This is a genomic window from Pseudoxanthomonas sp., assembly GCF_035999195.1.
Lineage (GTDB): Bacteria > Pseudomonadota > Gammaproteobacteria > Xanthomonadales > Xanthomonadaceae > Pseudoxanthomonas_A.
On record NZ_DASYGY010000004.1, the window covers coordinates 72,276 to 93,091 of the forward strand.

Annotated in this window: 19 protein-coding genes and 2 pseudogenes; 13 read left to right on the forward strand and 8 right to left on the reverse strand. The window is 69.6% G+C overall.

Annotated elements, in window-relative coordinates; all coding sequences use genetic code 11:
- Positions 1-9 precede the first annotated feature (9 nt).
- Both VGN58_RS00975 and VGN58_RS00980 read right to left on the reverse strand, forming a co-directional pair.
- Positions 10-1,068: a FecR family protein gene (locus tag VGN58_RS00975; RefSeq protein WP_327480746.1), complete on the reverse strand. Its 1,059-nt coding sequence runs from the start codon at positions 1,066-1,068 to the stop codon at positions 10-12.
- Positions 1,046-1,639 carry a sigma-70 family RNA polymerase sigma factor gene (locus VGN58_RS00980; RefSeq protein ID WP_327480748.1) on the reverse strand — a complete coding sequence of 198 codons (594 nt, stop codon included), beginning with the start codon at positions 1,637-1,639 and terminating at the stop codon, positions 1,046-1,048. The genes VGN58_RS00975 and VGN58_RS00980 overlap by 23 nt, the downstream gene beginning before the upstream one ends.
- A 314-nt stretch (positions 1,640-1,953) precedes the next feature.
- Here VGN58_RS00980 and VGN58_RS00985 point away from each other — a divergent pair.
- The 9 genes and pseudogenes from VGN58_RS00985 to VGN58_RS01025 all read left to right on the forward strand — a co-directional run.
- Positions 1,954-2,514 (forward strand): annotated as a pseudogene (locus VGN58_RS00985) (cyanophycinase); the annotation flags it as partial.
- A 204-nt stretch (positions 2,515-2,718) separates the two neighbouring features.
- The gene (locus VGN58_RS00990) at positions 2,719-3,699 is read left to right on the forward strand and encodes an isoaspartyl peptidase/L-asparaginase (RefSeq protein ID WP_327481999.1); all 981 of its coding nucleotides are present in this window, start codon (positions 2,719-2,721) and stop codon (positions 3,697-3,699) included.
- Positions 3,700-3,747: 48 nt separating this feature from the next.
- Positions 3,748-4,488 (forward strand): hypothetical protein, encoded by a 741-nt coding sequence (locus VGN58_RS00995; RefSeq protein ID WP_327480750.1) that lies wholly within the window; start codon positions 3,748-3,750, stop codon positions 4,486-4,488.
- 31 nt (positions 4,489-4,519) lie between these two features.
- Positions 4,520-5,248, forward strand: a complete 729-nt coding sequence (locus VGN58_RS01000) for an energy transducer TonB (protein WP_327480752.1) — start codon at positions 4,520-4,522, stop codon at positions 5,246-5,248.
- A 248-nt stretch (positions 5,249-5,496) separates the two neighbouring features.
- Positions 5,497-7,233 (forward strand): prealbumin-like fold domain-containing protein, encoded by a 1,737-nt coding sequence (locus VGN58_RS01005; protein WP_327480754.1) that lies wholly within the window; start codon positions 5,497-5,499, stop codon positions 7,231-7,233.
- Between the two features lie 74 nt (positions 7,234-7,307).
- Positions 7,308-9,407 carry a gluconolaconase gene (locus VGN58_RS01010; protein ID WP_327480756.1) on the forward strand — a complete coding sequence of 700 codons (2,100 nt, stop codon included), beginning with the start codon at positions 7,308-7,310 and terminating at the stop codon, positions 9,405-9,407.
- Between the two features lie 112 nt (positions 9,408-9,519).
- Positions 9,520-9,945 (forward strand): YciI family protein, encoded by a 426-nt coding sequence (locus VGN58_RS01015; protein WP_327480758.1) that lies wholly within the window; start codon positions 9,520-9,522, stop codon positions 9,943-9,945.
- 10 nt (positions 9,946-9,955) lie between these two features.
- Complete coding sequence (locus VGN58_RS01020; RefSeq protein WP_327480760.1) at positions 9,956-10,363, forward strand: glyoxalase/bleomycin resistance/extradiol dioxygenase family protein; 408 nt, start codon at positions 9,956-9,958, stop codon at positions 10,361-10,363.
- Between the two features lie 222 nt (positions 10,364-10,585).
- Positions 10,586-12,523, forward strand: a complete 1,938-nt coding sequence (locus VGN58_RS01025; RefSeq protein ID WP_327480762.1) for a S9 family peptidase — start codon at positions 10,586-10,588, stop codon at positions 12,521-12,523.
- A gap of 1 nt (position 12,524) precedes the next feature.
- Here the strand turns inward: VGN58_RS01025 and VGN58_RS01030 are convergent, their stop codons facing one another.
- The 4 genes from VGN58_RS01030 to VGN58_RS01045 all read right to left on the reverse strand — a co-directional run bounded on the left by VGN58_RS01030 (position 12,525) and on the right by VGN58_RS01045 (position 14,719).
- Positions 12,525-12,899 carry a YciI family protein gene (locus VGN58_RS01030; protein WP_327480764.1) on the reverse strand — a complete coding sequence of 125 codons (375 nt, stop codon included), beginning with the start codon at positions 12,897-12,899 and terminating at the stop codon, positions 12,525-12,527.
- Between the two features lie 79 nt (positions 12,900-12,978).
- The gene (locus VGN58_RS01035) at positions 12,979-13,227 is read right to left on the reverse strand and encodes a DUF3297 family protein (RefSeq protein WP_327480766.1); all 249 of its coding nucleotides are present in this window, start codon (positions 13,225-13,227) and stop codon (positions 12,979-12,981) included.
- A 52-nt stretch (positions 13,228-13,279) separates the two neighbouring features.
- Positions 13,280-13,990, reverse strand: a complete 711-nt coding sequence (locus VGN58_RS01040; RefSeq protein WP_327480768.1) for a DUF6445 family protein — start codon at positions 13,988-13,990, stop codon at positions 13,280-13,282.
- 129 nt (positions 13,991-14,119) lie between these two features.
- Positions 14,120-14,719: a fasciclin domain-containing protein gene (locus tag VGN58_RS01045; RefSeq protein ID WP_414710724.1), complete on the reverse strand. Its 600-nt coding sequence runs from the start codon at positions 14,717-14,719 to the stop codon at positions 14,120-14,122.
- 158 nt (positions 14,720-14,877) lie between these two features.
- On the opposite strand from VGN58_RS01045, the gene VGN58_RS01050 reads away from it, so the two are divergent.
- The 4 genes from VGN58_RS01050 (at position 14,878) to VGN58_RS01065 (ending at position 18,908) form a co-directional block, all read left to right on the forward strand.
- Positions 14,878-15,426 (forward strand): DUF6630 family protein, encoded by a 549-nt coding sequence (locus tag VGN58_RS01050; RefSeq protein WP_414710739.1) that lies wholly within the window; start codon positions 14,878-14,880, stop codon positions 15,424-15,426.
- A 62-nt stretch (positions 15,427-15,488) separates the two neighbouring features.
- Positions 15,489-17,966, forward strand: coding sequence for a mechanosensitive ion channel family protein (locus tag VGN58_RS01055; RefSeq protein WP_327480772.1), 2,478 nt, complete (start codon positions 15,489-15,491; stop codon positions 17,964-17,966).
- Entirely contained in the window at positions 17,956-18,420 is a 465-nt protein-coding gene (locus VGN58_RS01060) for an AAC(3)-I family aminoglycoside N-acetyltransferase (RefSeq protein WP_327480774.1), read from the forward strand. The genes VGN58_RS01055 and VGN58_RS01060 overlap by 11 nt, the downstream gene beginning before the upstream one ends.
- 65 nt (positions 18,421-18,485) lie before the next feature.
- Positions 18,486-18,908, forward strand: a complete 423-nt coding sequence (locus tag VGN58_RS01065; protein WP_327480776.1) for a VOC family protein — start codon at positions 18,486-18,488, stop codon at positions 18,906-18,908.
- A gap of 27 nt (positions 18,909-18,935) precedes the next feature.
- On the opposite strand, the pseudogene motB reads toward VGN58_RS01065, so the two are convergent.
- Both motB and motA read right to left on the reverse strand, forming a co-directional pair.
- Positions 18,936-19,928 (reverse strand): annotated as a pseudogene (motB, locus tag VGN58_RS01070) (flagellar motor protein MotB); the annotation flags it as partial.
- 9 nt (positions 19,929-19,937) lie between these two features.
- Positions 19,938-20,792: a flagellar motor stator protein MotA gene (gene motA / locus VGN58_RS01075; RefSeq protein ID WP_327482004.1), complete on the reverse strand. Its 855-nt coding sequence runs from the start codon at positions 20,790-20,792 to the stop codon at positions 19,938-19,940.
- Positions 20,793-20,816: the final 24 nt, after the last annotated feature.

Sequence of the window (20,816 nt, forward strand, 5' to 3'; positions counted from 1 at the left end):
GTGCGCGGCCTAGCGTGTATGCAGGACGATGCGGTCCGCGTGCCGCTCGGCGCGCACCGGGAATCCCTGTTCCAGCAGGTGGGCGAAGCCCTCGGCGTTGGACCAGCGGAAGTTGCCGCCTACCCGCAGGTCGGCGACGGCGTCGTCGCCCAGCTCCAGCTTGCGGGTGTTGAAGCGGTTGAACTCGGCGGCAGCCGCGGCCAGCGAGGTATCGTCGAAGGTGAGGAAGCCGTCGCGCCATTCCAGGTACCGTTCCGCTTCCGCCACCGGCAGCGAACGCACCAGCACGCCGTTGCGGCCGGCCGTCGCCACGCTGCCGGCGGGCAGCAGCGACACCGGCTGTGCGCGACCATCGGTAGCCGTGCGGCTCTCCAGCCGCACCTTGCCCTCGGTGACCACCACGCGGATCGCGTCCGGATCGCGGCGCACGGAGAAGCGCGTGCCGACCGCCTGCACGCGACGGCCTTCGGTTTCCACCACGAACGGGCGACGCGGGTCGTGGGCGACATCGAAGAAGGCTTCGCCCCGCGTCAGCGCCACATGCCGCTCGCCACGACTGATGCGCACCTCCAGATGGCTGTCGCTGCTCAACGTGGCCGTGGAGCCGTCGGGCAGGGTCACCGTCTGGATCTGGCCGACCGTGCTGGCATACACCGCCTGCTCGCGGCCGGTCAGTTGCCAGCCGCCCCATGCCAGCGAGCCGAGCGCCAGCAGCGCGAGCGTCGCCGCCAGGCCCTGCGGCCAGCGACGGCGGCGGTGGCTGCCGCGCTCGCGCGGCGCGAAGGTGATGCCGCGAAGGTCCGGTCGTACGTCGGCAGGCAGGTCCTCTGTCCCGGCCATCGGCATGCGGCGCGCCGGCAGCGCGCCGGTCGGCACGCCCGCGCCGAGCGCCTGCAACCGGCCGGCTTCCGCCCACGCGGACTGCAGGCGCAGGAAGGCGACCTTGTGCCGCGCGGATTCGGCCAGCCAGGCATCGAGTGCCTGCTGCTCCTGCGCGGTCCAGTCGTCCGCATCGCGGCGGGCCAGCCAGTCGGCGGCCCGTGCTTCAATCTGTCTGCTGTCGGCCATGCGCCTCGTCCTCGTCCATGACGGGCCGGGCACCTCGCCCGTCCAGCGCAGGCACGGCGTCGCCGCCGTACAGGTGGTCGGCGATCAGGCGCATCCCTTTGGCCAAATGCTTTTCCACGGTCTTCTCGCTGATGCCCAGTCGGCAGGCGACGTCCTTCTGCGGCAGTTCCTCCACGCGCCGCAGCCACACCACCTCGCGGCAACGGTCGGGGAGCCGGTCCAGGGCCTCGACCACGCGCTTGAGCGCCTGGCGGGTCCCGGTCCACCGCTCGGGCGACACCTCGTCGATCAGGTAGACGTTCGAGGACTCGAAATCACCCACTGGTTCGATCGACACCACCCGGCTGCGGCGCAGGCGGTCGGTCATCAGGTGGCGCGCGGTGGCGAACAGGAACGCCTTGGGCGTGTCCGGGCGCGTGCGCGACGCCGCTTCGTATACGCGTGCGTAGACCTCCTGGCGCAGGTCGTGCCACTCGTCCCGGTGCGGCCACGCGCGCTGCAGGAACAGCGCCAGCGCGCGTTCGTGGACGAGGACTTCGCGGACGAACCAGTCGTCGAGTTCGGTGGGCATGGCCGCACTCTATCCCAAGCGACGCGCCGATCCGCATGGGGGAAGCGGGCCGCCCCTTCGTCTCCACCATGCATCGGTGCGTGGCATCCTGCCGCGACCCTCGACCCTGGGAGTACGGCATGGTGTCTGTCTTCGGCCTGTTGCGGCGCGGCGCGGTCTGCGTGGTGGCGCTCGCGTTGTCATTGCCGGCGTTCGCCGCCAGACCCGCGCACTACGTACTCGGCGACACGGCGGCGAAGACGCCCGGACCGGTGCAGCCCGGCCTGCTGCTGATGGGCGGGGGCGACCGCAACTTCGACGCGTTGCGCTGGTTCATGAAGAAGGCGGGCAACGGCCACATCGTGGTGCTGCGCGCGTCGCAGGCCGGCGAGATCGGCGAGGAATTCTTCAACGAGGTCGGCGGCATCGTGTCGGTCGAGACCTGGGTGTTCAGCGACCGCGAAAGTGCAAGCGATCCTGCGGTGCTGCGCAGCCTGAAGCGCGCCGACGGCATCTTCCTGGCCGGCGGCGACCAGTCGCGCTACGTGCGCTACTGGCGCGGCACGCCGGTCGGCGCGGCGCTCGATGCGCATGTCGCGGCGGGCAAGCCGCTCGGCGGCACCAGCGCCGGCCTGGCGATGCAGGGCGAATACCTGTACGGCGCGATGGACGGCGGCAGCCAGATCAGCCCGCGCGCGCTGGCCGACCCGCTCGGTCCGGACAACACCATCGAAACGGATTTCCTCAGGCTGCCGCTGCTCAAGGGCGTGATCACCGATACGCACTTCAGCGAACGCAACCGGCTGGGTCGCCTGATCGCCTTCGTCGCCAAGGCGGAGTCGATGGCACGTCGTCCGCTGATCGGCCTGGGGGTGGATGAAGACGCCGCCGTCGCCGTGGAAGCCGATGGCCGCGCGCGTGTCTACGCGACCGCGCCTGGCGCCGGTGCGACGGTGGTGAAGGGCGGCTTCGTGCAGGCGCAGGTGGAAGACGAGCCGATGCACCTCGAGCGCGTGGATACCGTGATCGCCGGCGCCGAATCAGTGCTGCACCTGCCCAGCGGCCGGGTCGAGAAGCCCGCGGCCGAGCGCCGTTATGCGGTGCGAGACGGGGTGCTGGTGGCGCTGGATTCGCCGCTGCTGGTGATCCATGGCGGTGCGGGCGTCGAACGCGCCGACATGACGCCGGCCGAAGAAGACGCGGCGCGCAAGGCGCTGGAAGCCGCGCTGCGTGCCGGCCATGCGCAGCTCGCCGCCGGCAAGCCGGCGCTGGATGCCGTGACCGCCGCGATCACCGTGCTGGAAGACGCGCCGTCGTTCAACGCCGGTCGCGGTGCGGTATTCACCCACGACGGCAGGAACGAACTCGACGCTTCGATCATGGACGGCACGACCGGCAAGGCCGGCGCCGTGGCCGGCGTGCACCGGGTCAGGAACCCGATCACGCTGGCGCGCGCAGTGATGGAGAAGTCGCGCCACGTGATGATGGTCGGCGGCGGCGCGGAGGCGTTCGCGAAGGAACAGGGCGTTGCGCTCGTGGACCCGTCGTACTTCCGCACCGAGAAGCGCTGGCAGCAGCTGCAGAAGGCGCTGCAGGAAGAGAAGCGGGCGCAGGCGAACAACACGCCGCTGGACCTGCCGGGCAAGGCGTACTTCGGCACGGTCGGCGCGCTGGCGCTCGATACGAAGGGGGCGCTGGCCGCGGGCACCTCGACCGGAGGCATGACCAACAAGCGCTACGGCCGCGTCGGCGACGCACCCATCATCGGCGCGGGCACCTGGGCCGACGACCGCTGCGCGGTGTCCGGCACCGGCTGGGGCGAGTACTACATCCGCGCCGCCGCCGCGCACGAGATCTGCGCGCGCGTGCGCCTGTCGGGGCAGGGCATCGCGCGCGCCGCCGACAGCGTGATCAACCGCGACATCCCCAGGGTCGGCGGCGACGGCGGTGCCATCGCCCTCGGCGCCGACGGCAGCATGGCGTTCCCGTTCAATACCGAAGGCATGTACCGCGGCTGGATCGGCGCCGACGGCGTGCCGCACGTGGCGATCTACAAGGACGATCCGCTGCCTGTGAGGTGAGGAAGGATGGCGGTATGCTCCCCCGGTCGACAACGGGGAGCAGGCGGCATGAAGCGACTTGTGGGGATGGGGTTGTTGTCCGTGGCGTTCGGCGCCGTGGCGGGGGACAAGGCGGACGAGCCGATCAGGTTTTACGCCAGTGCGCGGGTGGTGCTGGATGCGCAAGGCGTGCCGCAGCAGGTGCAGGCGAACGAGAGGCTCTCGCCTGCCGTGCGCGCGGCGGTCGAGCAGCGCGTGATGCAGTGGCGCTTCGAGCCGGCGACCGTCGGGGGTGTCGCCAAGCCGGGTGTGACGCACGTGTTCCTGGACGCCTGTGCCATGCCCGCACCCGACGGCGGCATGACGCTGGCGATGGACTATCGCTCCAACGGGCCGGGCCTTGCCGGCGGCGCGACCCTGGTGGCGCCACCGCTATATCCCGTGGGTGCGGCGCGCAACGGACAGGAAGGCAGCTTCAATGTGTTCATGCGCATCGGTCCGGATGGTCGCGCCTCGATCGAGCGCATCGAGCCGACGTCCGGCAAGGTGAAGCCGTTTGAGAAGACGCTGCGCGAGTGGGTAGGCGCGATGCGTTATGTGCCCGAGGTGGTGGATGCCACGCCCATCGCGACGCAGATGTCGATGCTGGTGGACTTCGAGCTGGGTGGCGGCAACCTGCGGCAGGCGGCAAAGGAGCGACTTGAAAAAGACCGGCAGTCGGCGCAGTGCCAGGCGGCGGCCGGCGAGGGTGCCGATCCGAACCGCCCCGTCGTACTCGACTCCCCCTTCAAGCCGATCACGACCGGCTGAGGACGTGCGCCGTGATGCCTGGAGATGCTCGATGAAAGCTTGGACGCTGTGGATTCTGCTGCTGTGCACCGGACCGGTCTGTGCGGCAGACAAGAACGATCCCGTCCTGTTTCCCGCGACCGCGCGGGTCGAACTGGATGCCGAAGGGGTTCCGCGCGGCGTGCAGGCCAGCAGCCGGCTGCCCGTGCCGGTCCGCGAGGCGATCGAGCGGCGCGTGGCGCAATGGCGCTTCGAACCGGCGCGCGTCGACGGGGTGGCCAAGCCCGGCATCACCCACGTCCGGCTGCAGGCCTGCGCGATTCCCAGGCCCGATGGCAGCCTGCACATCGGTATGGACTACCAGGGCAACGGACCGGGCTATGCGAACGATGCCCTGCGATTGCCGCGGCTGCCTTACCCGCCGGCAGCGGCCCGCGCCGGATCGCAGGCCGATATCGACCTCCACCTGCTCATCGGGGAGGATGGTCTGGTCACCCTGCAGTCGATGAAGGCCACGCGCGGCTCCGTGAAGGAGTTCAAGGCCATGCTGGAAGCGTGGGTGGCGGCGATGCGGTATGTGCCGGAAGAGGTCGATGGTCGCCCCATCGCCACCCAGCTGCGCATTCCGGTCGAGTTCTTCATGTCGGAGCGCTCCCGCCGGCGCGAGCACCAGGTTGCTGCGGCCAAGACCCCCGAATGCATCGCGGCCGCCGGTCAGTCGGATGCGCCGGTGGACCCGGTGGTGCTGGATTCCCCCTTCAAACCCCTCCAGACCGGCTGATCGCCGGGGCGCGGCGGGCTGCCGCTGCGGTGATGCGGCCCGCCCCGTTGGGTCGGTCGGCAGTGTGACCCCTGGCGCAAATGTGACTTCTGTAAGTTAAGATACGGCTCACATTTGCGGTCGGCCCCTCCTTGCCTGGAAGGCGTCCTGGGTCGGCTTGCCAACAGGGGGCAAGCGGTATTGGTCCGTTGTCGGGATGGACCTGGGGAGCGCCTCTTCCACAGAAGCGTCAGGGGATCCGTTCGTCGATGTCGTACCGCGCTATCGAGGCCTTGCGTGCGCAGGGCGCACGTTCCACACGTCTGTCGTTTTCCCCGGTTTCCCAGCCCGCCAGTGTCTTCCGTGGCCGGCAACGCCGTGCCGCGCAGGCCGGCCTGCTGCTTGTCGGCGTGCTGGCGGCAGGGTCGGCATGGGCACTGATCACCGGCACGTGGACCACCAGCGGGTCCACGTCGGCCACCACCACGGTCAACGGCATCACGGTCACCTGGACGGGCAACTCCGACCAGAACTACGCCAACGGCGCCTTCAATACGTCGACCACCGGTGGCTGGTGGACCGAGCCCTACGGCGGCACCGTTCCCGGTGGTGCGTCGCTGGTGATGCTGCACGACAGCGGTACGCGCAACTACACCGTGACCTTCAGCAAGCCGGTCGACAACCCGGTGCTGCACATCGACCGCCTGGGTGGCGCCATCGGCAGCGATCCGAACAGTTCGCGCTGGACGTTGGGCGCGACCAGCGCGACCGGCGGCGCGGTCACGCTGACCGAGCTGAGCGGCAACCCGCAGTTCGTACTGAGCGGCAGCACCTTCTTCCGTCAGACCGGCGCCACCTTCTCCGGCGATGCGGATGGCGAGTGCCGGACCGGCACCACGGGTTCGGTCGCGCGCGGCACCGCCTGCGGCTCGGTGCGGTTCAACGGCACCGGCATCACCAGCCTGACCTTCAGCGTGGCCCAGTCCGGCCCCACGGGCGGCGACGAACTGGAGCTGCGCTGGAGCTTCCCGGGCTCCAACGTCATCGTGCGCAAGCAGTCCGCGGGCGGCACCGGCACGTTCGGCATCACCGCCGGCAACGCGCTGTCGCAGAGCTTCAACCTGACCACCACGGCGCAGAACACGCCGGTGTCGTCCGCCACGTACCCGATCACCAATCACGCCGCCGCGATCACGCTGACCGAGACCACGGTGCCGGCGGGCTATGTGCTGACGGCCGGCACCTGTACCGACCAGAGCAATGCCAGCGTGCCCGCGACGATCAGCACGGGCACGCGCCAGCTGACCATCGCCGCCGGCGCGTACCGCGCCAACCAGACCATCACCTGCACCCTGACCAACAGCGCGACCGCGACGCTGGCGCTGGCCAAGCGGTGGGTGGATGCGGCGATCAACGACACCGCGACGCTCTCGGGCACGGGCGGTGCCAACAACGCCTCGCTGTCGTCCACCGCCAACAGTGCGTCGGAAACCGATACCGGCACCGCCGTGCAGGTCGTGCCGGGCAACGTCATCACGCTGTCGGAGACGCTGGGTGCCGGCAATGCACGGAGCTACACCGCCGACGCATGGTCGTGCAGCGGCGGCAGCCTCAGCGGCAACACGCTGACGCTGACCGCCGCCCATGCCGGGCAGGCCATCGTGTGCACGGTCACCAACCGGGCGCGCGTGGCCGACGTGTCGATGGTGAAGTCGACCACCGCGGGCGCTGCGCCCAGCGGACAGGTGCGGAACTTCACCGTGGTCGTCTCGAATGCGGGTCCTGCCGCCGCCGACGGCGCCGTGGTCAGCGACACGCCGGGCGCGGGCCTGACCTGCCCCGTGTCCGGCAGCCCGATCACCTGTGCCGCCAGTGGCGGCGCCACCTGTCCGGGCGCGGCGGCATTGCCGACCCTCGTCGGCGGCGGTGTCGCCGTTCCCACGCTGCCCGTGGGCGGCGCGGTGACGTTCACCGTGCCCTGCCGGGTGACCGCGAGCGGGTTCTGACCCGCCGGCGCGCTTCCCAAGCGCGTCGGGAGTCTCCATGATGCGGCTCCGTTCCACGCCGCCTGCCTGACGCAATGAGTCGTACCGCCTGGCTGTGGGTGGTCGTGGTGCTGACCACCATCGCCCTGGCCGCCACCTTCCTGGTCACGCCGCGCTTTCCCGTTCCCGTGCCCGAGGCCGGTCCGCCCGCCACGGCGTTCGGCTGGAGCGGGCAGCTGTCCCTGGTCGCCGGCGACGGCGTGCGCGGCACGCGGGACGGTGCCGGCCCGCAGGCCCGCTTCGACGATCCCTGGGGCATCGTCGTGATGGAAGACGGTACGCGCTATGTCGCCGACGCCGGCGACAGCAACCGTATCCGCCGCATCACCCGCGATGGCGTGGTGTCGACCCTGGCCGGCGGCCGCGAAGGGTTCATCGAGGGTACGGGCGCGGCAGCGGCGTTCCACACGCCGTCGGCGCTGGCCCGCGACGCCGCGGGCAATCTCTACGTCGCCGACACCGGCAACCACGCGATCCGCAGGATCACCCCGGACGGCGTGGTGACCACGGTGGCCGGCACCGGCGCGCCGGGGTTCCGTGACGGTCCTGCGTTGCAGGCGCAGTTCAACGGCCCGATCGGCGTGGCGGTGGACGGCGGCGGGCGCCTCTACGTGGCCGACACCTACAACGACCGCATCCGCCTGATCGACCGCGATGGCAGCGTCACCACGCTGGCCGGCGGCGATACGCCGGGCTTCGTCGACGGTTCCGGTACCGAGGCCCGCTTCGACACGCCGACCGGCATCGCCGTCGATGCCACCGGCGTGGTCTGGATCGCCGACCTGCGCAACGATGCGATCCGCCGCATCGGCCGGCGGGGCGGGGTCAGCACGCTGCCGATGCAGCCCGACCTGCCGACGCAGGCCGGACCGCGGCGTCCGCTGTCGCTGGCGCTGACGCACGACGGCCATCTCTATGTCGGCGAGCTGTTCAGCGGTCGCGTGATGCAGGTGATGCGCGATGGTCGCTGGCATGCGCTGGCCGGCCACGTGCCGGGACAGCGCCTGTCGCGGACGGCGGGCCTGGCGGTCGATGCGGCCGGGCAGCTGCACGCCACCGACGCGGGCAGCCATCGCGTGCATCGCATCGCGCCGCTGGCCGCCGGCGCCCTGCCGGCACCGGCGATCATCGGTCCGTCGGCGGACGATCCGTTGCCGCAGACCGCAGGCCGGTGGCCGCTGGCACCGCAGGACGGCTGGCACGAAGTCGTCGGCACGCTCGGCGAAGTGCGCGGCGACTACCGCGGCGAGAGTCGGCACCATCTGCATGGCGGTCTGGACATCCGCGGCGATGTCGGCGCCACCGTGCTCGCCATCGCCGACGGCAAGGTCAGCAGTCCGTCCGCCGCCTGGAACTTCGACGGCCTCAGCGAAGGCCTGGGACTGGGTGCGCTGGACTACATCCACATGCGCGTCGGCCGCACGCCGCGCGGCGAGCTGCTGGATCCCGTGCGCTTCCAGCTGCTGCATGATCTCAGCGGCGATCCCGGCCGCATCCGCGTGCGCCGCGGGACGCGCTTCGCCGCCGGCGATGCACTGGGGACGGTCAACCGCATGGCGCACGTACACCTGTCGATCGGACCGGCAGGCTACGAACGCAACGCCATCGCGCTCGGTTTCACCGGCTTCACCGATGCGTATCCTCCGCGCATCGACGAGGTCGCCCTGTACGACACGCTGGACCAGCCCATCGACCAGCGGCAGGACGGCCGCGTGCTGGTACCGCGCGACCTGCAGGGCGTGCGCATCGTGGTGGATGCCTGGGACCAGGTGGACCGCAACCTGCCGCGGCGCCGGCTCGGGCTGCATGCGCTGGGCTACCAGCTGTTGCACGACGACGGCACGCCGGTCGCCGGCTTCGAGACGCCGCGGATGACCCTCGATTTCCAGCGCTTGCCCGCCGACGAGGCCGTGCAGGTCGCCTACGCGCCCGGCAGCGGCATCACCGTGCATGGCAGCGCGGTGACGCGCTTCAAGTACAGCGTGACCAACACGGTCCGCGATGGCCTGTGGGCCGAAGGCAGCTGGCAGGTCGGCGCGATGCCGCCCGGCGACTACACGCTGCGGATCACGGCGCGCGACTACGCCGGCAACGAAGCCCAGGCGCGCCGCGACCTGAAACTGCGCTTGCAGTAGGGCGGGCCACGGCCCGCCATTTCCCTGCGCCGATCCTGTCGATCCGCGACCTGTCCGTTCGTCGTCTTCCCGAAAGCGGCCGGAACGCCCGTCCGCATGACAGGAGACTGCAATGCGCGTCATGGTCATCGTGAAAGCCAATACCGATACGGAGGCGGGGCGGATGCCCAGCACCGAACAGCTGACGGCGATGGGCGAGTTCAACGAAGCGCTGGTGAAGGCCGGCATCCTGCTGGCCGGCGAAGGCCTGCATCCCACATCGCGCGGCGCACGCGTGCGTTTCGAAGGCAGGCAGCGCACCGTCATCGACGGACCCTTCGGCGAGACGAAGGAACTGGTGGCCGGGTTCTGGCTGTGGCAGGTGCGCAATCTCGACGAGGCCATCGAATGGATCAAACGCGCGCCGTTCGACGGAGGGGAAGAAGTCGAACTGCGCCCGGTCTTCGAGGCCGACGACTTCGGCGATGCGCTCACCCCGGAATTGCGCGAGCAGGAAGCGCGTCTGGCCGCACAGATCCCTGCCTCCAGCGAGCGTTGAGGGTCACGCCATGAGTACGCAGATCTTCGTCAACCTGCCCGTGCGCGACCTGCCGGCCTCGCGCGCCTTCTTCGATGCGCTGGGCTACCGCGCCAACCTGAAGTTCACCAACGACGATGCGGCCTGCATCGTCATCAGCGACAGCATCCACGTGATGCTGCTGGTGGAGCCGTTCTTCCAGGGATTCACGCGCAAGACCCTCTGCGATGCGCGCACGCACACCGAGGTGATCCTCTGTCTGTCGGCCGACCGCCGCAGCGCCGTCGACTACATGGTGGACAAGGCGCTGGCCGCCGGCGGCAGCGAGCCGATGGAGGCCAAGGACTACGGTTTCATGTACCAGCGCAGCTTCCAGGACCTCGATGGGCATCTGTGGGAAGTGGTGTACATGGATGAGGGCGGGATGCCGGCGGAGTGAGTGGCCGCCGTGCCTCGCGCCGTGTTTTGCGGTCACCTGCGAGCGTTAGCTCCCGTCCGATCGCGGTCCCTCCTGCCGCGCGCCACCGGACGCCGGCCACCGGGGCCGGCGCGCTGATGCATCGGGAGATCCGCGATGCAGGTCGTGATCGCGTGCGCTTGTCCATCGCCATGCCGCTGCGTTCTAATCCGGGCGGGGATACGCGATGCCAGGGAGGCATCCATGGGGTGGCAAATACGGAGTGCGGGCATCCTGCTGGGATGCCTGCTGGCGCCGCTGGCGCATGCGCAGGTGGACCTGGAGCCGCTCCTCAAGAAGGACGTGCTGCAGACGCTGAAGATCTCGCCCACCGGCGAGTACTACGCGATGACGGTGCCGCTGGAGGACCAGACCATCCTGGCGGTGGTGCGGCGCGCCGACCAGCAGGTGACCTCGAAGATCACCGCCGGCAGCGACAGCGTCGTCAGCAATGTCTGGTGGGTCAGCGACGACCGCGTGGTGGTGTCGGTGGCGAAGAAATTCGGCTCGCGCGACCAGCCCTATCCGACCGGAGAGCTGTACGCCACCAATGCCGACGGTACCCATCGGCGGCAGATCTTCGCGCGCTACGGGCTGGACGCCACGCAGGTGCAGCCGCGCGCGGCCTACCTGATCGACACGCTGCCCGACGACCCGCGCAAGGTGCTGGTGGGCATGTACGCACTGGACACGTCGACGCCCAGCACGCGGGTGGAGCGGCTGGATGTGTTCAACGGCAGCATGGACACGGTGGCCACGGCGCCGGTGCGCCGCGCCAGCTTCACGGTCGACGCCGCCCGCCGCGTGCGCCTCGCGATCGGCGCGGGCGACGACAACGTCCGCAAGCTCTACCACCGCGCCGACGACCGGTCGTCCTGGACGCTGGTCAACGACGAGGCGAAGACCGGCTTCGTGGAGTGGCCGCTGGGCCTGTCGGCCGATGGACGGATCGCCTACCTGCAGGCGGAGCAGGCGGACGGGCCGGACGCCATCGTCGCGCTGGATACCGTGACCGGCACGCGCACTCGGGTGCTGCGCGATCCGGTGGTCGATCCGTACGACATCATCTACGCCGATGACGGACAGACGCCGGTGGGCAGCTTCTTCATGCACGACAAGCTGCGCACCGCATTCTTCGACGACACGTCGCCCACCGCACGCCTGTACCGCAAGCTGGAGCGGTCCTTCCCCGGTTCCTCCATCGCCATCACCTCGGGCACGCGCGACGGTCGGCTGAAAGTGGTGCAGGCCTGGAGCGACACCAGTCCGGGCGATTTCTTCCTGTTCGACACCACCACCAATACCGCCGACCTCATCTTCAGCCGGCGCAGCTGGCTGGATCCGAAGGTGCTGGCGCCGAGCGAGCCGGTCACCCTGCGCGCCCGCGATGGGCTGACGCTGCATGGCTACCTCACGCGGCCACGCGATGGACGCGATGCGCCGCTGCCGCTGGTGGTGATGCCGCACGGCGGGCCGTTCGGCGTGTTCGACCGCTGGGAGGTCGATGACGAGGCGGAGATGCTGGCACGCGCGGGCTATGCCGTGCTTCGCGTGAATTACCGGGGATCGGGCAACTACGGCCGCGCCTTCAAGCAGGCCGGGGCACGGCAGTGGGGCCGGACCATGCAGGACGATCTCACCGACGCCACGCGCTGGGCGATCGAACAGAAGATCGCCGATCCCGCGCGCATCTGCCTGTATGGCGCCAGCTACGGTGCCTATGCGTCGCTGATGGGCGTGGCCAGGGAGCCGGAGCTGTACCGCTGCGCCGCCGGCTACGTGGGCGTGTACGACCTGGCGCTGATGCACAAGCAGGATTCGCGCGAGAGCCGGTCCAGCCGCAACTGGATGGAGGACTGGATCAGCGACGACCGCGCCAGCCTGGCGGACGTGTCGCCCACCGCGCTGGCGCAACGTATCCGTGCGCCCGTGTTCCTGGCCGCGGGCGGCAAGGACGAGATCGCCCCGCAGGCGCACAGCGAGCGCATGGAGAAGGCGTTGAAGGCGGCCGGCGTGCCGGTGGAGACGCTATACGTGCGCACCGAGGGCCACGGTTTCTACAGCGAAGCCAACCGGCGCACGTACTACACCCGCCTGCTGGATTTCCTGTCGCGTCACCTCGGCGGCGCGAAGGCGAAGTAGCTCAGGCGCCGACGCGCCGGCGTACTTCGTCGAAGTCACGCACCGGCCGCACTTCGATGCTGCCGGTGCCGACCCAGGGGAATCCCTGTGCGATCTTCACTGCCTCGTCCAGGCTGTCGGCCTCGATCAGGTTGTAACCGCCCAGGATTTCCTTGGTCTCGGCGAACGGGCCATCGACCACGCGGGTCTTGCCGTCGCGCACGCGCACGGTGCGTGCGGTGCTGCCGTGTTCCAGCTGCTGCGATTCGATCAGCGTGCCCTGCGCCTTCAGTTCGTCGGCATGGGTGATGCAGCCGTGCATCATCCGGTCGAACGCGCCCTCGGGCAGCGCTTCCAGCAACGCGTCATCCGTGTAGATCATCAACAGGAACTTCATGCGCCCTCCCGGCGTGCGGTGCAGGCCGGGATTGTGCCACGCGATGATGTCCAGTCCCCGTGTCGGGGCTTGATCGCGCTCACTCGCCGGCGGGCGAGCGGTACCAGGCTTCGACGGTGCCCTTGATCTTCATCGTCATCGGATTGCCGCGACGGTCCTTCGACTTGCCCACCGGCACGCGCACCCAGCCCTCGCTGATGCAGTACTCCTCCACGTTGTCACGCTCCACGCCGTTGAAGCGGATGCCCACGCCGCGGTCCATCACCTCGGCGTCATGGAACGGGCTGCGCGGATCGGAGGCCAGGCGGTCGGGAGGCGTGTCGGACATGGGAAGACGTCGTGCTGGGATCAGGAACGCAAGGATACCCGAAGCCCGCCGTTCACCAGGCCACGCGGTTGCGGCTGCAGGCGAGGGTGGCCTGCAGGGTCAGCCGGCCGCGTCGCGGATCGGCGCTCAGCGGTGTCGCCTCGGTGATGGCGGGTGCATGGAAGGCATCGCCCTCGTGGATCAGCAGGCGGTTCCATCGCGGCGGCACGGTCAGCACATGGGTGAAGCTGGCGCTGGAGGCCTGCGGATACCCGGCAGCGAGCGCGTAACGCAGGGCGAAGGCTTCGGACGACAGCGTCCCGGCATCGTGTTCCACCTGCTCGACCTGCTGCGGCGAGACGCGCGGCAGGAAAAAATGCGTGCCGCCCAGCGTCGGATCGCGGAACAGGAACAGCTCCGCCACCGCCATGCACTGGCCGGGCGCCGGCGCGCGCAGGCGGCGCGGGAGCCAGTGCGTCGGCGCAAGCTGCGCAGCGGGCGACGTCGGCAACGACAGGCGGCTTGCGCTGCGCAGGACACGTCGCGTGCCCAGCGCGTGGCGTGCGTGATCGCGGATCACGTCGTGCAGCAGCTCGGTGAACTCCTCCGGCATGCGCAGCTGCACGCCGGGAAAGACACTGGGAGGCGCCGGCTGGAAGTCCTCGCGATAGGCGTCGGCGAAGGCCGGTAGCCGCTCCGGTGCCAGCAGCGCGTCGTCGATGACGATGCACGCACGGCCGTGGCCGATCGGCAGCGACTGGACCACGGGACGCGGATTGAACATGGCGCGGCCTCCCCGGCAGGCCGGCTCGCGGGCCGGCGCCGCCACGATAGACCTTGCGTGCGATGGAGACAAAAAAGAACGCCGGGACGGCCCACCACGACCGCCCCGGCGTGTGCTGCCGTCGAGGAATTACGGCATCAGCACCTTGTCGACCACGTGGATCACGCCGTTGCTGCCCTTCAGGTCGGCCGTTGTGACCTTGGCCACGTTGCCCTTGGCGTCGGTCACGGTCACGCCGCCATCGACGACCTGCGCCTTCAGCTCGCCGCCCTGCACGGTCTTCAGCGTGGCGGTGCCGCCGCTGGCCTGGATCTGCTGGGTGAGCGTGGCGGCGTCGACGTTGCCCGGCACCACGTGGTAGGTGAGGACGGACGTCAGGTCCGCCTTGCTTTCCGGCTTCAGCAGCGTGTCCACGGTGCCGGCCGGCAGCGCGTCGAACGCCGCGTTGGTCGGTGCGAACACGGTGAACGGACCGGCGCCCTTCAGCGTGTCCACCAGGCCGGCCGCCTGCACGGCAGCGACCAGCGTGCTGTGGTCGGGCGAACCGATCGCGATATCCACCACATCGCTCTGTTCGGCGGCCGGCATGGCGGCGTCGGCCGGGGCGGGATCGCTGGCTTCGGCGACGGGCGCCGGTGCGGCGCCGGCATCGGCTTCGGCGGTCTTGGGCGAGCAGGCTGCGGCCGTGACGACGGCGAGCAGGGCGACGGAAAGGACGGTGCGGTTCATGGATGTCTCCTGGGTGGGTAGGGATGTCGTTGTTGCGCTTGCGGAGACATCTACGCCCGCGCCCCACCCGCGGATGCATCACGTGGCCTTAATATTCAGCGAACCTTGACATCGGCAACCGCCCCTCCCGCCCCGCCACGCGACCACACCCCATGACGCTGCCCGACCACGAATTCGATCCCGACGACAACTTCCGCCACGCCTTCGACGATGAAGACGACATGGACCTGGACGACACCGAGGCACTGGTCTGGAACCTGCTGGTGCTGATCAATCCCGGCGACGAAGAGACCGCGCTGCGGCAGTTCGCCGCGTACCGCGACGCCGGCGGCGACGAAGGCATCGAGCCGGACCAGGTGCTGTGGACGCTGAAGGACGCCATCGACTGGACCTCCGGTTTCTACGTGGACTGGAAGGACACCGAATCCTTCATCGACTGCATCAACCAGCTGGCCGCGCGCTACGCCATCGAGATCGACTGGGGCGGCGACACCAGCGACGAGGAGTTCCTCGACGGCACCGACGTACCCGCGTTGATGGCCATCGCCTACGACCGCCTGCGCGAGCACGGCTATACCCTGTGGAACTGGAACACCGACGGCGACGCATATGCCGGCTGGATGGCGCTGCGCCGCGATGACGAAGGCATGCAGCAACTGGCCGCCGTGATGGGCGTGGAGATCCGGCCGGGCAGCGACGCCTTCTGATCGCGCTCCTGCGACGGGGCGCGCTAGACTCGCCCGGTCCCCCGCTCGCGAGTCCGCCCGTCATGCGTGTGCTGCTGGCCTGTCTTGCCTGCCTGATGCTGCTGGTCGGTGCCCGCGCCCATGCGCAGGATGTCGCCACGCTGCTGTCGCCCTCCAAGCCGAAGGCGCCGGAGGCCATCGCACTGGCCGACATCCCCGGACGCGCCGATGCCGACGAGCGCTATGCCGAGGAAGTGTCGCTGCGCGCCGCGCGTGCCGATCCGCTGGGCAGGCTGGTGCCACGGCTGGACGCCATCGAGAAGTCGGTGGCGGACAAGAACGGCCTGTTCGCCTACGGCGAGCTGCGCACGTTGCCGGTACTGCGGCTTGAAAGCATGGAGCGGCACTGGAAGTTCGACGCGCGCCAGTACGCGCGCTGGCGTGCCGACATGCAGGGCCTGGTCGCGCCCTATGCGCAGGATGCCGCCGAGCTGGCGCTGCGGCGCGCCGACTGGGAGCTGACGCGGCAGGGCATGTCGCCCGACAGTACGCCCGCCGCCCTGCGGTCGCGCGTGGACGGCGTCGCCGCGCGACTGCAGCAGGCCGAGCAGGCGCTGTCGTCGCCGCTGGCCGAACAGATCGGCCTGGGGCGCCGCGCCAACCTGCTGGCCGCGCGCATCCAGGCCGGCCAGCAGGCGGTAGGCGATGCCATCGCCTACACCGACCGGCGCCTGTTCCGGAGGGATGCGCCGCCGCTGTGGAGCGTCGACGACGCCGGCGCGCTGCGCCAGGACGTGGCCGCCAGCCTGGGCCGCGAAGTGGAGTCGGAAAACCGCTTCGTGGCGCAGTACGCCGCTGCCGACTTGGGCAACCAGCGCCTGCTGTACGGACTGCAGTTGCTGCTGCTGCCCTGCCTGCTGTGGGTGGCATGGCGCCATCGGCGTCGCGGGCTGGACCCCACCTCGCCTTCGGCGACCGATGCCGAGCTGCGCGTCATCCGGCGCCCGTTCTCCACCTGGGTGCTGCTGTCGATGATCGGCGTGCTGGTGTTCGAACCCAACGCGCCGTTGTTCGTGCACCAGCTGGCGATGCTGGTCGCGCTTGTGCCGGTGCTGCGCCTGATGCCGCAGCAGGGACGCCGTCTGCTCGGTCCATGGCCGTATCTGGCCACCGCGTTCTACCTGCTGCAGCGCCTGGCCGTGCTGCTGATGGCCAGCGCCTACCTCTATCGCCTCTACTACCTGACGCTCGCCATGCTAGCGCTGGCGGCGACGGGCTGGCTGCTGTGGCGTTCGCGCGGCGAGCGCTTCGCCGGTGTGGCGGGCCGGGCCGGACGGCTGGTGCACGGGCTGGCCTGGGTCGCCGTGGCGATGCTGTTGGCGTCCATCGCGGCCAACGTGCTGGGCAACGTGTCGCTGGCGGAAATGCTGACGACCGGCATCATCGAGAGCGGCTACTTCGCCCTGGTGCTGTATGCCGCCGTCACCGTGCTGGACACCCTGCTGCGCCGGCTGGGTGCGCGCAGGGAGGTCAGGCGCCTGTGGCTGATGCGCCGCCACGGCGGCAACCTGCTGGACACGCTGTCGACGTGGGCGAGGGTGGCGGCCGTGGTGGGCTGGGTCGTCTACACGATGATCCGCTTCCGCCTTTTCCGTCCGGTCTACGACACCGGCAAGGCGATCGTCACGCACCGGTTCGAGTACGGCGAGCTGTCCATCAGCCTGGGCCACGTGCTGGTGTTCTGCATCGGCGTGGTGGTGGCGGTCTGGATCGCGCGCACCTTGCGCGCACTGCTGCGCGAGGAAGTGTTGCCGCGCCTGTCGCTGCCGCGCGGCGTGGACAACAGCGTCGCCTCGCTCAGCTATTACGTGCTGCTGTTGCTGGGCCTGCTGGCGGCGTTGTCGGCGGCGGGCTTCAAGATCGGGCAGCTGGCCTTCATGTTCGGTGCGCTCGGCGTGGGCATCGGCCTGGGCCTGCAGGATGTGGTGAAGAATTTCGTCTCCGGCCTGATCCTGATGTTCGAGCGCCCGGTCAAGCCCGGCGACGCCGTCGACATCAGCGGCACCGCCGGACGGATACGCGCCATCGGCATGCGTGCGACCACGGTACGCACGTTCGAGGGCGCCGACGTGGTGGTCCCCAACGGCCTGCTGCTGTCGGACAAGGTGACCAACTGGACGCTGGTGGACCAGAACCGCCGCGTCGACGTGGATCTGGGCGTGGCCTACGGATCCGACGTCACCCGAGTGATGCAACTCTTGCAGGAAACCACGCGCAGCACGCCCGGCATCGCCGACGATCCGGCGCCTGCCGTGCTGTTCACCGGCTTCGGGGCCAGCTCGCTGGATTTCGCCATCCGCGCCTGGACCCAGCGTTTCGACGAATGGTCGACGATCCGCAGCGACCTGATGCAGCGGCTGCATGCCGCGCTGGTCGGGTCCGGCATCGAGATCCCGTTCCCGCAGCAGGACCTGCATGTGCGCTCGGTGTCCGAGGATCTGCTGCACTCCCTGCGCCGTCCGCCGGCGGCGGACAGGGAGGCCAGCGAAGATGGCCGCTGATGCCGGCAGCGTGCTGCGCACGCTGGGCACGTTCGACCTGGCGGCCATGCGCGGCCTGCTGCGCATGTTCGGGCGCGCGTTCGACGACATGGCGACCTACACGCAGTCGCCGCCGGACGATGCCTACCTCGCCGGCCTGCTGGCCCGCGATACGTTCATCGCGGTGGCGGCGTTCGACGGCGACACCGTGGTCGGCGGCCTGGCGGCGTACGTGCTGCCGAAGTTCGAGCAGGCGCGCAGCGAGGTGTACCTGTACGACCTGGCGGTAGCGGAAACGCACCGGCGTCGCGGCATCGCTACGGCGCTGATCGCCGAGCTCCGTCGGGTCGCGGCGACGCGCGGGGCGTGGGTCGTGTTCGTGCAGGCGGATTACGGCGACGACCCTGCGGTGGCGCTGTACACGCGCCTGGGCACGCGCGAGGACGTGATGCACTTCGATATCGAGGTGGAGTGAGCCGCGGCGATGTCGAAACCGGGTTCCGCCGATCGTCGAAGGCAGGAACGTCCCGGGAGTATGCAATGAAACCGTTCTTCGATGTCCAGCGTATCGACCATGTCGTGCTGCGCGTGCGCGACCTGGATTGTAGCGTCCGCTTCTATGGCGACGTGCTCGGCTGTCCGGTGGAAAGACGCCGCGAGCATCTCGGACTGGTCCATCTGCGCGCAGGCACCTCGATGATCGACCTGGTCTGCATCGACGGGACGCTCGGCGAGCGCGGTGGCGCGGCGGCCGGGCGCGAAGGGCGCAACCTCGACCATCTCTGCCTGCGCATCGAGCCGTTCGACGAAGCGGCGCTGGTCGCGCATCTGGCCCGCTTCGGCGTCTCGCCTGCCGGTCCTGCCGAGATCAACTTCGGTGCGGAAGGCGATGGCCTGTCGCTGTACTTCAACGACCCCGACGGCAACACGATCGAGCTGAAGGGCGCGTCGCGCCCGGGGTGATTCGCGTGCTGCGACGTGGGGTCAGGGAGAGGCACTGGCCTGCGGTTCGGGCGGCGCGGGCGCCTGCGCAAGGGCGGCCGTGTCCACCGGCGCATCCGGCATCGCGATGTCGGCATCCGGCAGCGGCGCACCCGGCGCCAGCAGCTTGCCTTCTCCCTGCAGCGCCTCCTCGGCCGCCTTCGTCATCACCACGATGCTGATGCGGCGGTTGATCGGATTCTGCGGATTCTGCTTGTCGAACAGCACGGACGAGGACAGGCCGACCACGCGCGACACCTTGTCCTCGTGCATGCCGCCGGCCACCAGCGCGCGGCGCGCGGCATTGGCGCGCTCGGCGCTGAGTTCCCAGTTGGTGTAGCCGCGGTTGGATGCGTACTGGGTGGTGTCGGTGTGGCCGGTGATGCTGATGTGGTTGGGCACCTGGTTCACGAAACCGGCCAGCTCGGCCAGGATCGCCTGCGTGTACGGCTTCAGCACCGTGCCGCCCAGGTCGAACATCGGCCGGTTCTGCTGGTCGACGATCTGGATGCGCAGGCCTTCTGGCGTCAGGTCGAGCAGCAGCTGGTCCTTGAACGGCTCCAGTGCCTGGCTCTTGCCGATCGCTTCCTCCAGTGCCTGCATCAGCGATTCCAGACGCTGCTTCTCCTGCGCCTTCTGCTGCTCCTCCGACGCCTGCTGCGCGTCGCCGGGCGGCTTGGCGAAGGGGTTGTCGCTTTCGCCCTTGGGCATGTCCATGGTGCCGCCGAGCTTGATCATCGACGTGCTGGCGCCACCCGGGCCGGCCGGGCCGGGCGCGGGCGAGAAGCTCTTGCCGCTGAGCGGACTGGGATTGCGGAAGTATTCCGAGATCGCCGCGCGTTCCTTGTTGGTGGTGGCGCCCATCAGCCACATCACCAGGAAGAACGCCATCATCGCGGTGACGAAGTCGGCGTAGGCGACCTTCCACGAGCCGCCGTGATGGCCGCCGCCGGCGACCTTCTTGACCCGGCGGACGATGATGGTGGGGCGCTGCTCGCTCATCGCCGTGGCTTACTTGTTGGCCTTGAGGTGCGCTTCGAACTCGGCGAACGGCGGGCGCACATCGGAGGGCAGCGTCTTGCGGGCGAACTCCAGCGCCACGGCCGGGTTGTAGCCGCGCAGGCAGGCGAGCAGGGCGGTCTTCACCGACTCGTACATGCGGCTGTCCTGTTCCACCTGGGCCTCGATGGCGGCGGCCAGCGGCGAGACGAAGCCATAGGCCAGCAGGATGCCGAGGAACGTGCCGACCAGCGCGGCGGCGACGTGCGCGCCGACCGCGGCGATGTCGCCGCCGATCGAGCCCATCGTCACGATGATGCCGAGCACCGCGGCGACGATGCCGAAGCCGGGCAGGCCGTCGGAGACTTTCTGCAACGCGTGCGCGGGCGCCATCGCTTCGTGGTGGTGCTTCTCCAGTTCGAGTTCGAGCAGCGGTTCCAGTTCGTGCGGCTCGATGTTGCTGCCCACCATCAGGCGCAGGCACTCGGTGAGGAAGTCGAGCAGGTGGTGGTCGGCCAGGATCTTGGGGTACTTCTGGAACAGCGGGCTGTTGGTCGGATTCTCGATGTGCTCTTCCAGCGACATGAAGCCGTCGCGGCGCGCCTTGTTGAGCATCTCGTGGATCAGCGTCAGCACGTCCAGGTAGTCGGACGACTTGTACTTGGCGCCCTTGAACACGGACAGCGTGGCGGCGATCGTGCTCTTCACCACCTTGGTCGGATTGCTGGCCATGAACGCGCCCAGCGCGGCGCCGCCGATGATGACCAGCTCGAACGGCTGCCACAGCGCGCCGAGCTTGCCGTGCGATCCGAGATAGCCGCCGATCACGCTCAGGGTGACGATGATGAAGCCGACGATGATGAGCATGGCGACGCGGCCGCAGGGTGGGGT

What these genes read in the sequence shown, in the direction of transcription:
- VGN58_RS00975 (WP_327480746.1), bottom strand. Translation starts at nt 1,068, where the DNA reads ATGGCCGACAGCAGACAGATTGAAGCACGGGCCGCCGACTGGCTGGCC.
- VGN58_RS00980 (WP_327480748.1), bottom strand. Translation starts at nt 1,639, where the DNA reads ATGCCCACCGAACTCGACGACTGGTTCGTCCGCGAAGTCCTCGTCCAC.
- VGN58_RS00995 (WP_327480750.1), top strand. Translation starts at nt 3,748, where the DNA reads ATGAAGCGACTTGTGGGGATGGGGTTGTTGTCCGTGGCGTTCGGCGCC.
- VGN58_RS01000 (WP_327480752.1), top strand. Translation starts at nt 4,520, where the DNA reads ATGAAAGCTTGGACGCTGTGGATTCTGCTGCTGTGCACCGGACCGGTC.
- VGN58_RS01005 (WP_327480754.1), top strand. Translation starts at nt 5,497, where the DNA reads ATGTCGTACCGCGCTATCGAGGCCTTGCGTGCGCAGGGCGCACGTTCC.
- VGN58_RS01010 (WP_327480756.1), top strand. Translation starts at nt 7,308, where the DNA reads ATGAGTCGTACCGCCTGGCTGTGGGTGGTCGTGGTGCTGACCACCATC.
- VGN58_RS01015 (WP_327480758.1), top strand. Translation starts at nt 9,520, where the DNA reads ATGCGCGTCATGGTCATCGTGAAAGCCAATACCGATACGGAGGCGGGG.
- VGN58_RS01020 (WP_327480760.1), top strand. Translation starts at nt 9,956, where the DNA reads ATGAGTACGCAGATCTTCGTCAACCTGCCCGTGCGCGACCTGCCGGCC.
- VGN58_RS01025 (WP_327480762.1), top strand. Translation starts at nt 10,586, where the DNA reads ATGGGGTGGCAAATACGGAGTGCGGGCATCCTGCTGGGATGCCTGCTG.
- VGN58_RS01030 (WP_327480764.1), bottom strand. Translation starts at nt 12,899, where the DNA reads ATGAAGTTCCTGTTGATGATCTACACGGATGACGCGTTGCTGGAAGCG.
- VGN58_RS01035 (WP_327480766.1), bottom strand. Translation starts at nt 13,227, where the DNA reads ATGTCCGACACGCCTCCCGACCGCCTGGCCTCCGATCCGCGCAGCCCG.
- VGN58_RS01040 (WP_327480768.1), bottom strand. Translation starts at nt 13,990, where the DNA reads ATGTTCAATCCGCGTCCCGTGGTCCAGTCGCTGCCGATCGGCCACGGC.
- VGN58_RS01045 (WP_414710724.1), bottom strand. Translation starts at nt 14,719, where the DNA reads ATGAACCGCACCGTCCTTTCCGTCGCCCTGCTCGCCGTCGTCACGGCC.
- VGN58_RS01055 (WP_327480772.1), top strand. Translation starts at nt 15,489, where the DNA reads ATGCGTGTGCTGCTGGCCTGTCTTGCCTGCCTGATGCTGCTGGTCGGT.
- VGN58_RS01060 (WP_327480774.1), top strand. Translation starts at nt 17,956, where the DNA reads ATGGCCGCTGATGCCGGCAGCGTGCTGCGCACGCTGGGCACGTTCGAC.
- VGN58_RS01065 (WP_327480776.1), top strand. Translation starts at nt 18,486, where the DNA reads ATGAAACCGTTCTTCGATGTCCAGCGTATCGACCATGTCGTGCTGCGC.
- motA (WP_327482004.1), bottom strand. Translation starts at nt 20,792, where the DNA reads ATGCTCATCATCGTCGGCTTCATCATCGTCACCCTGAGCGTGATCGGC.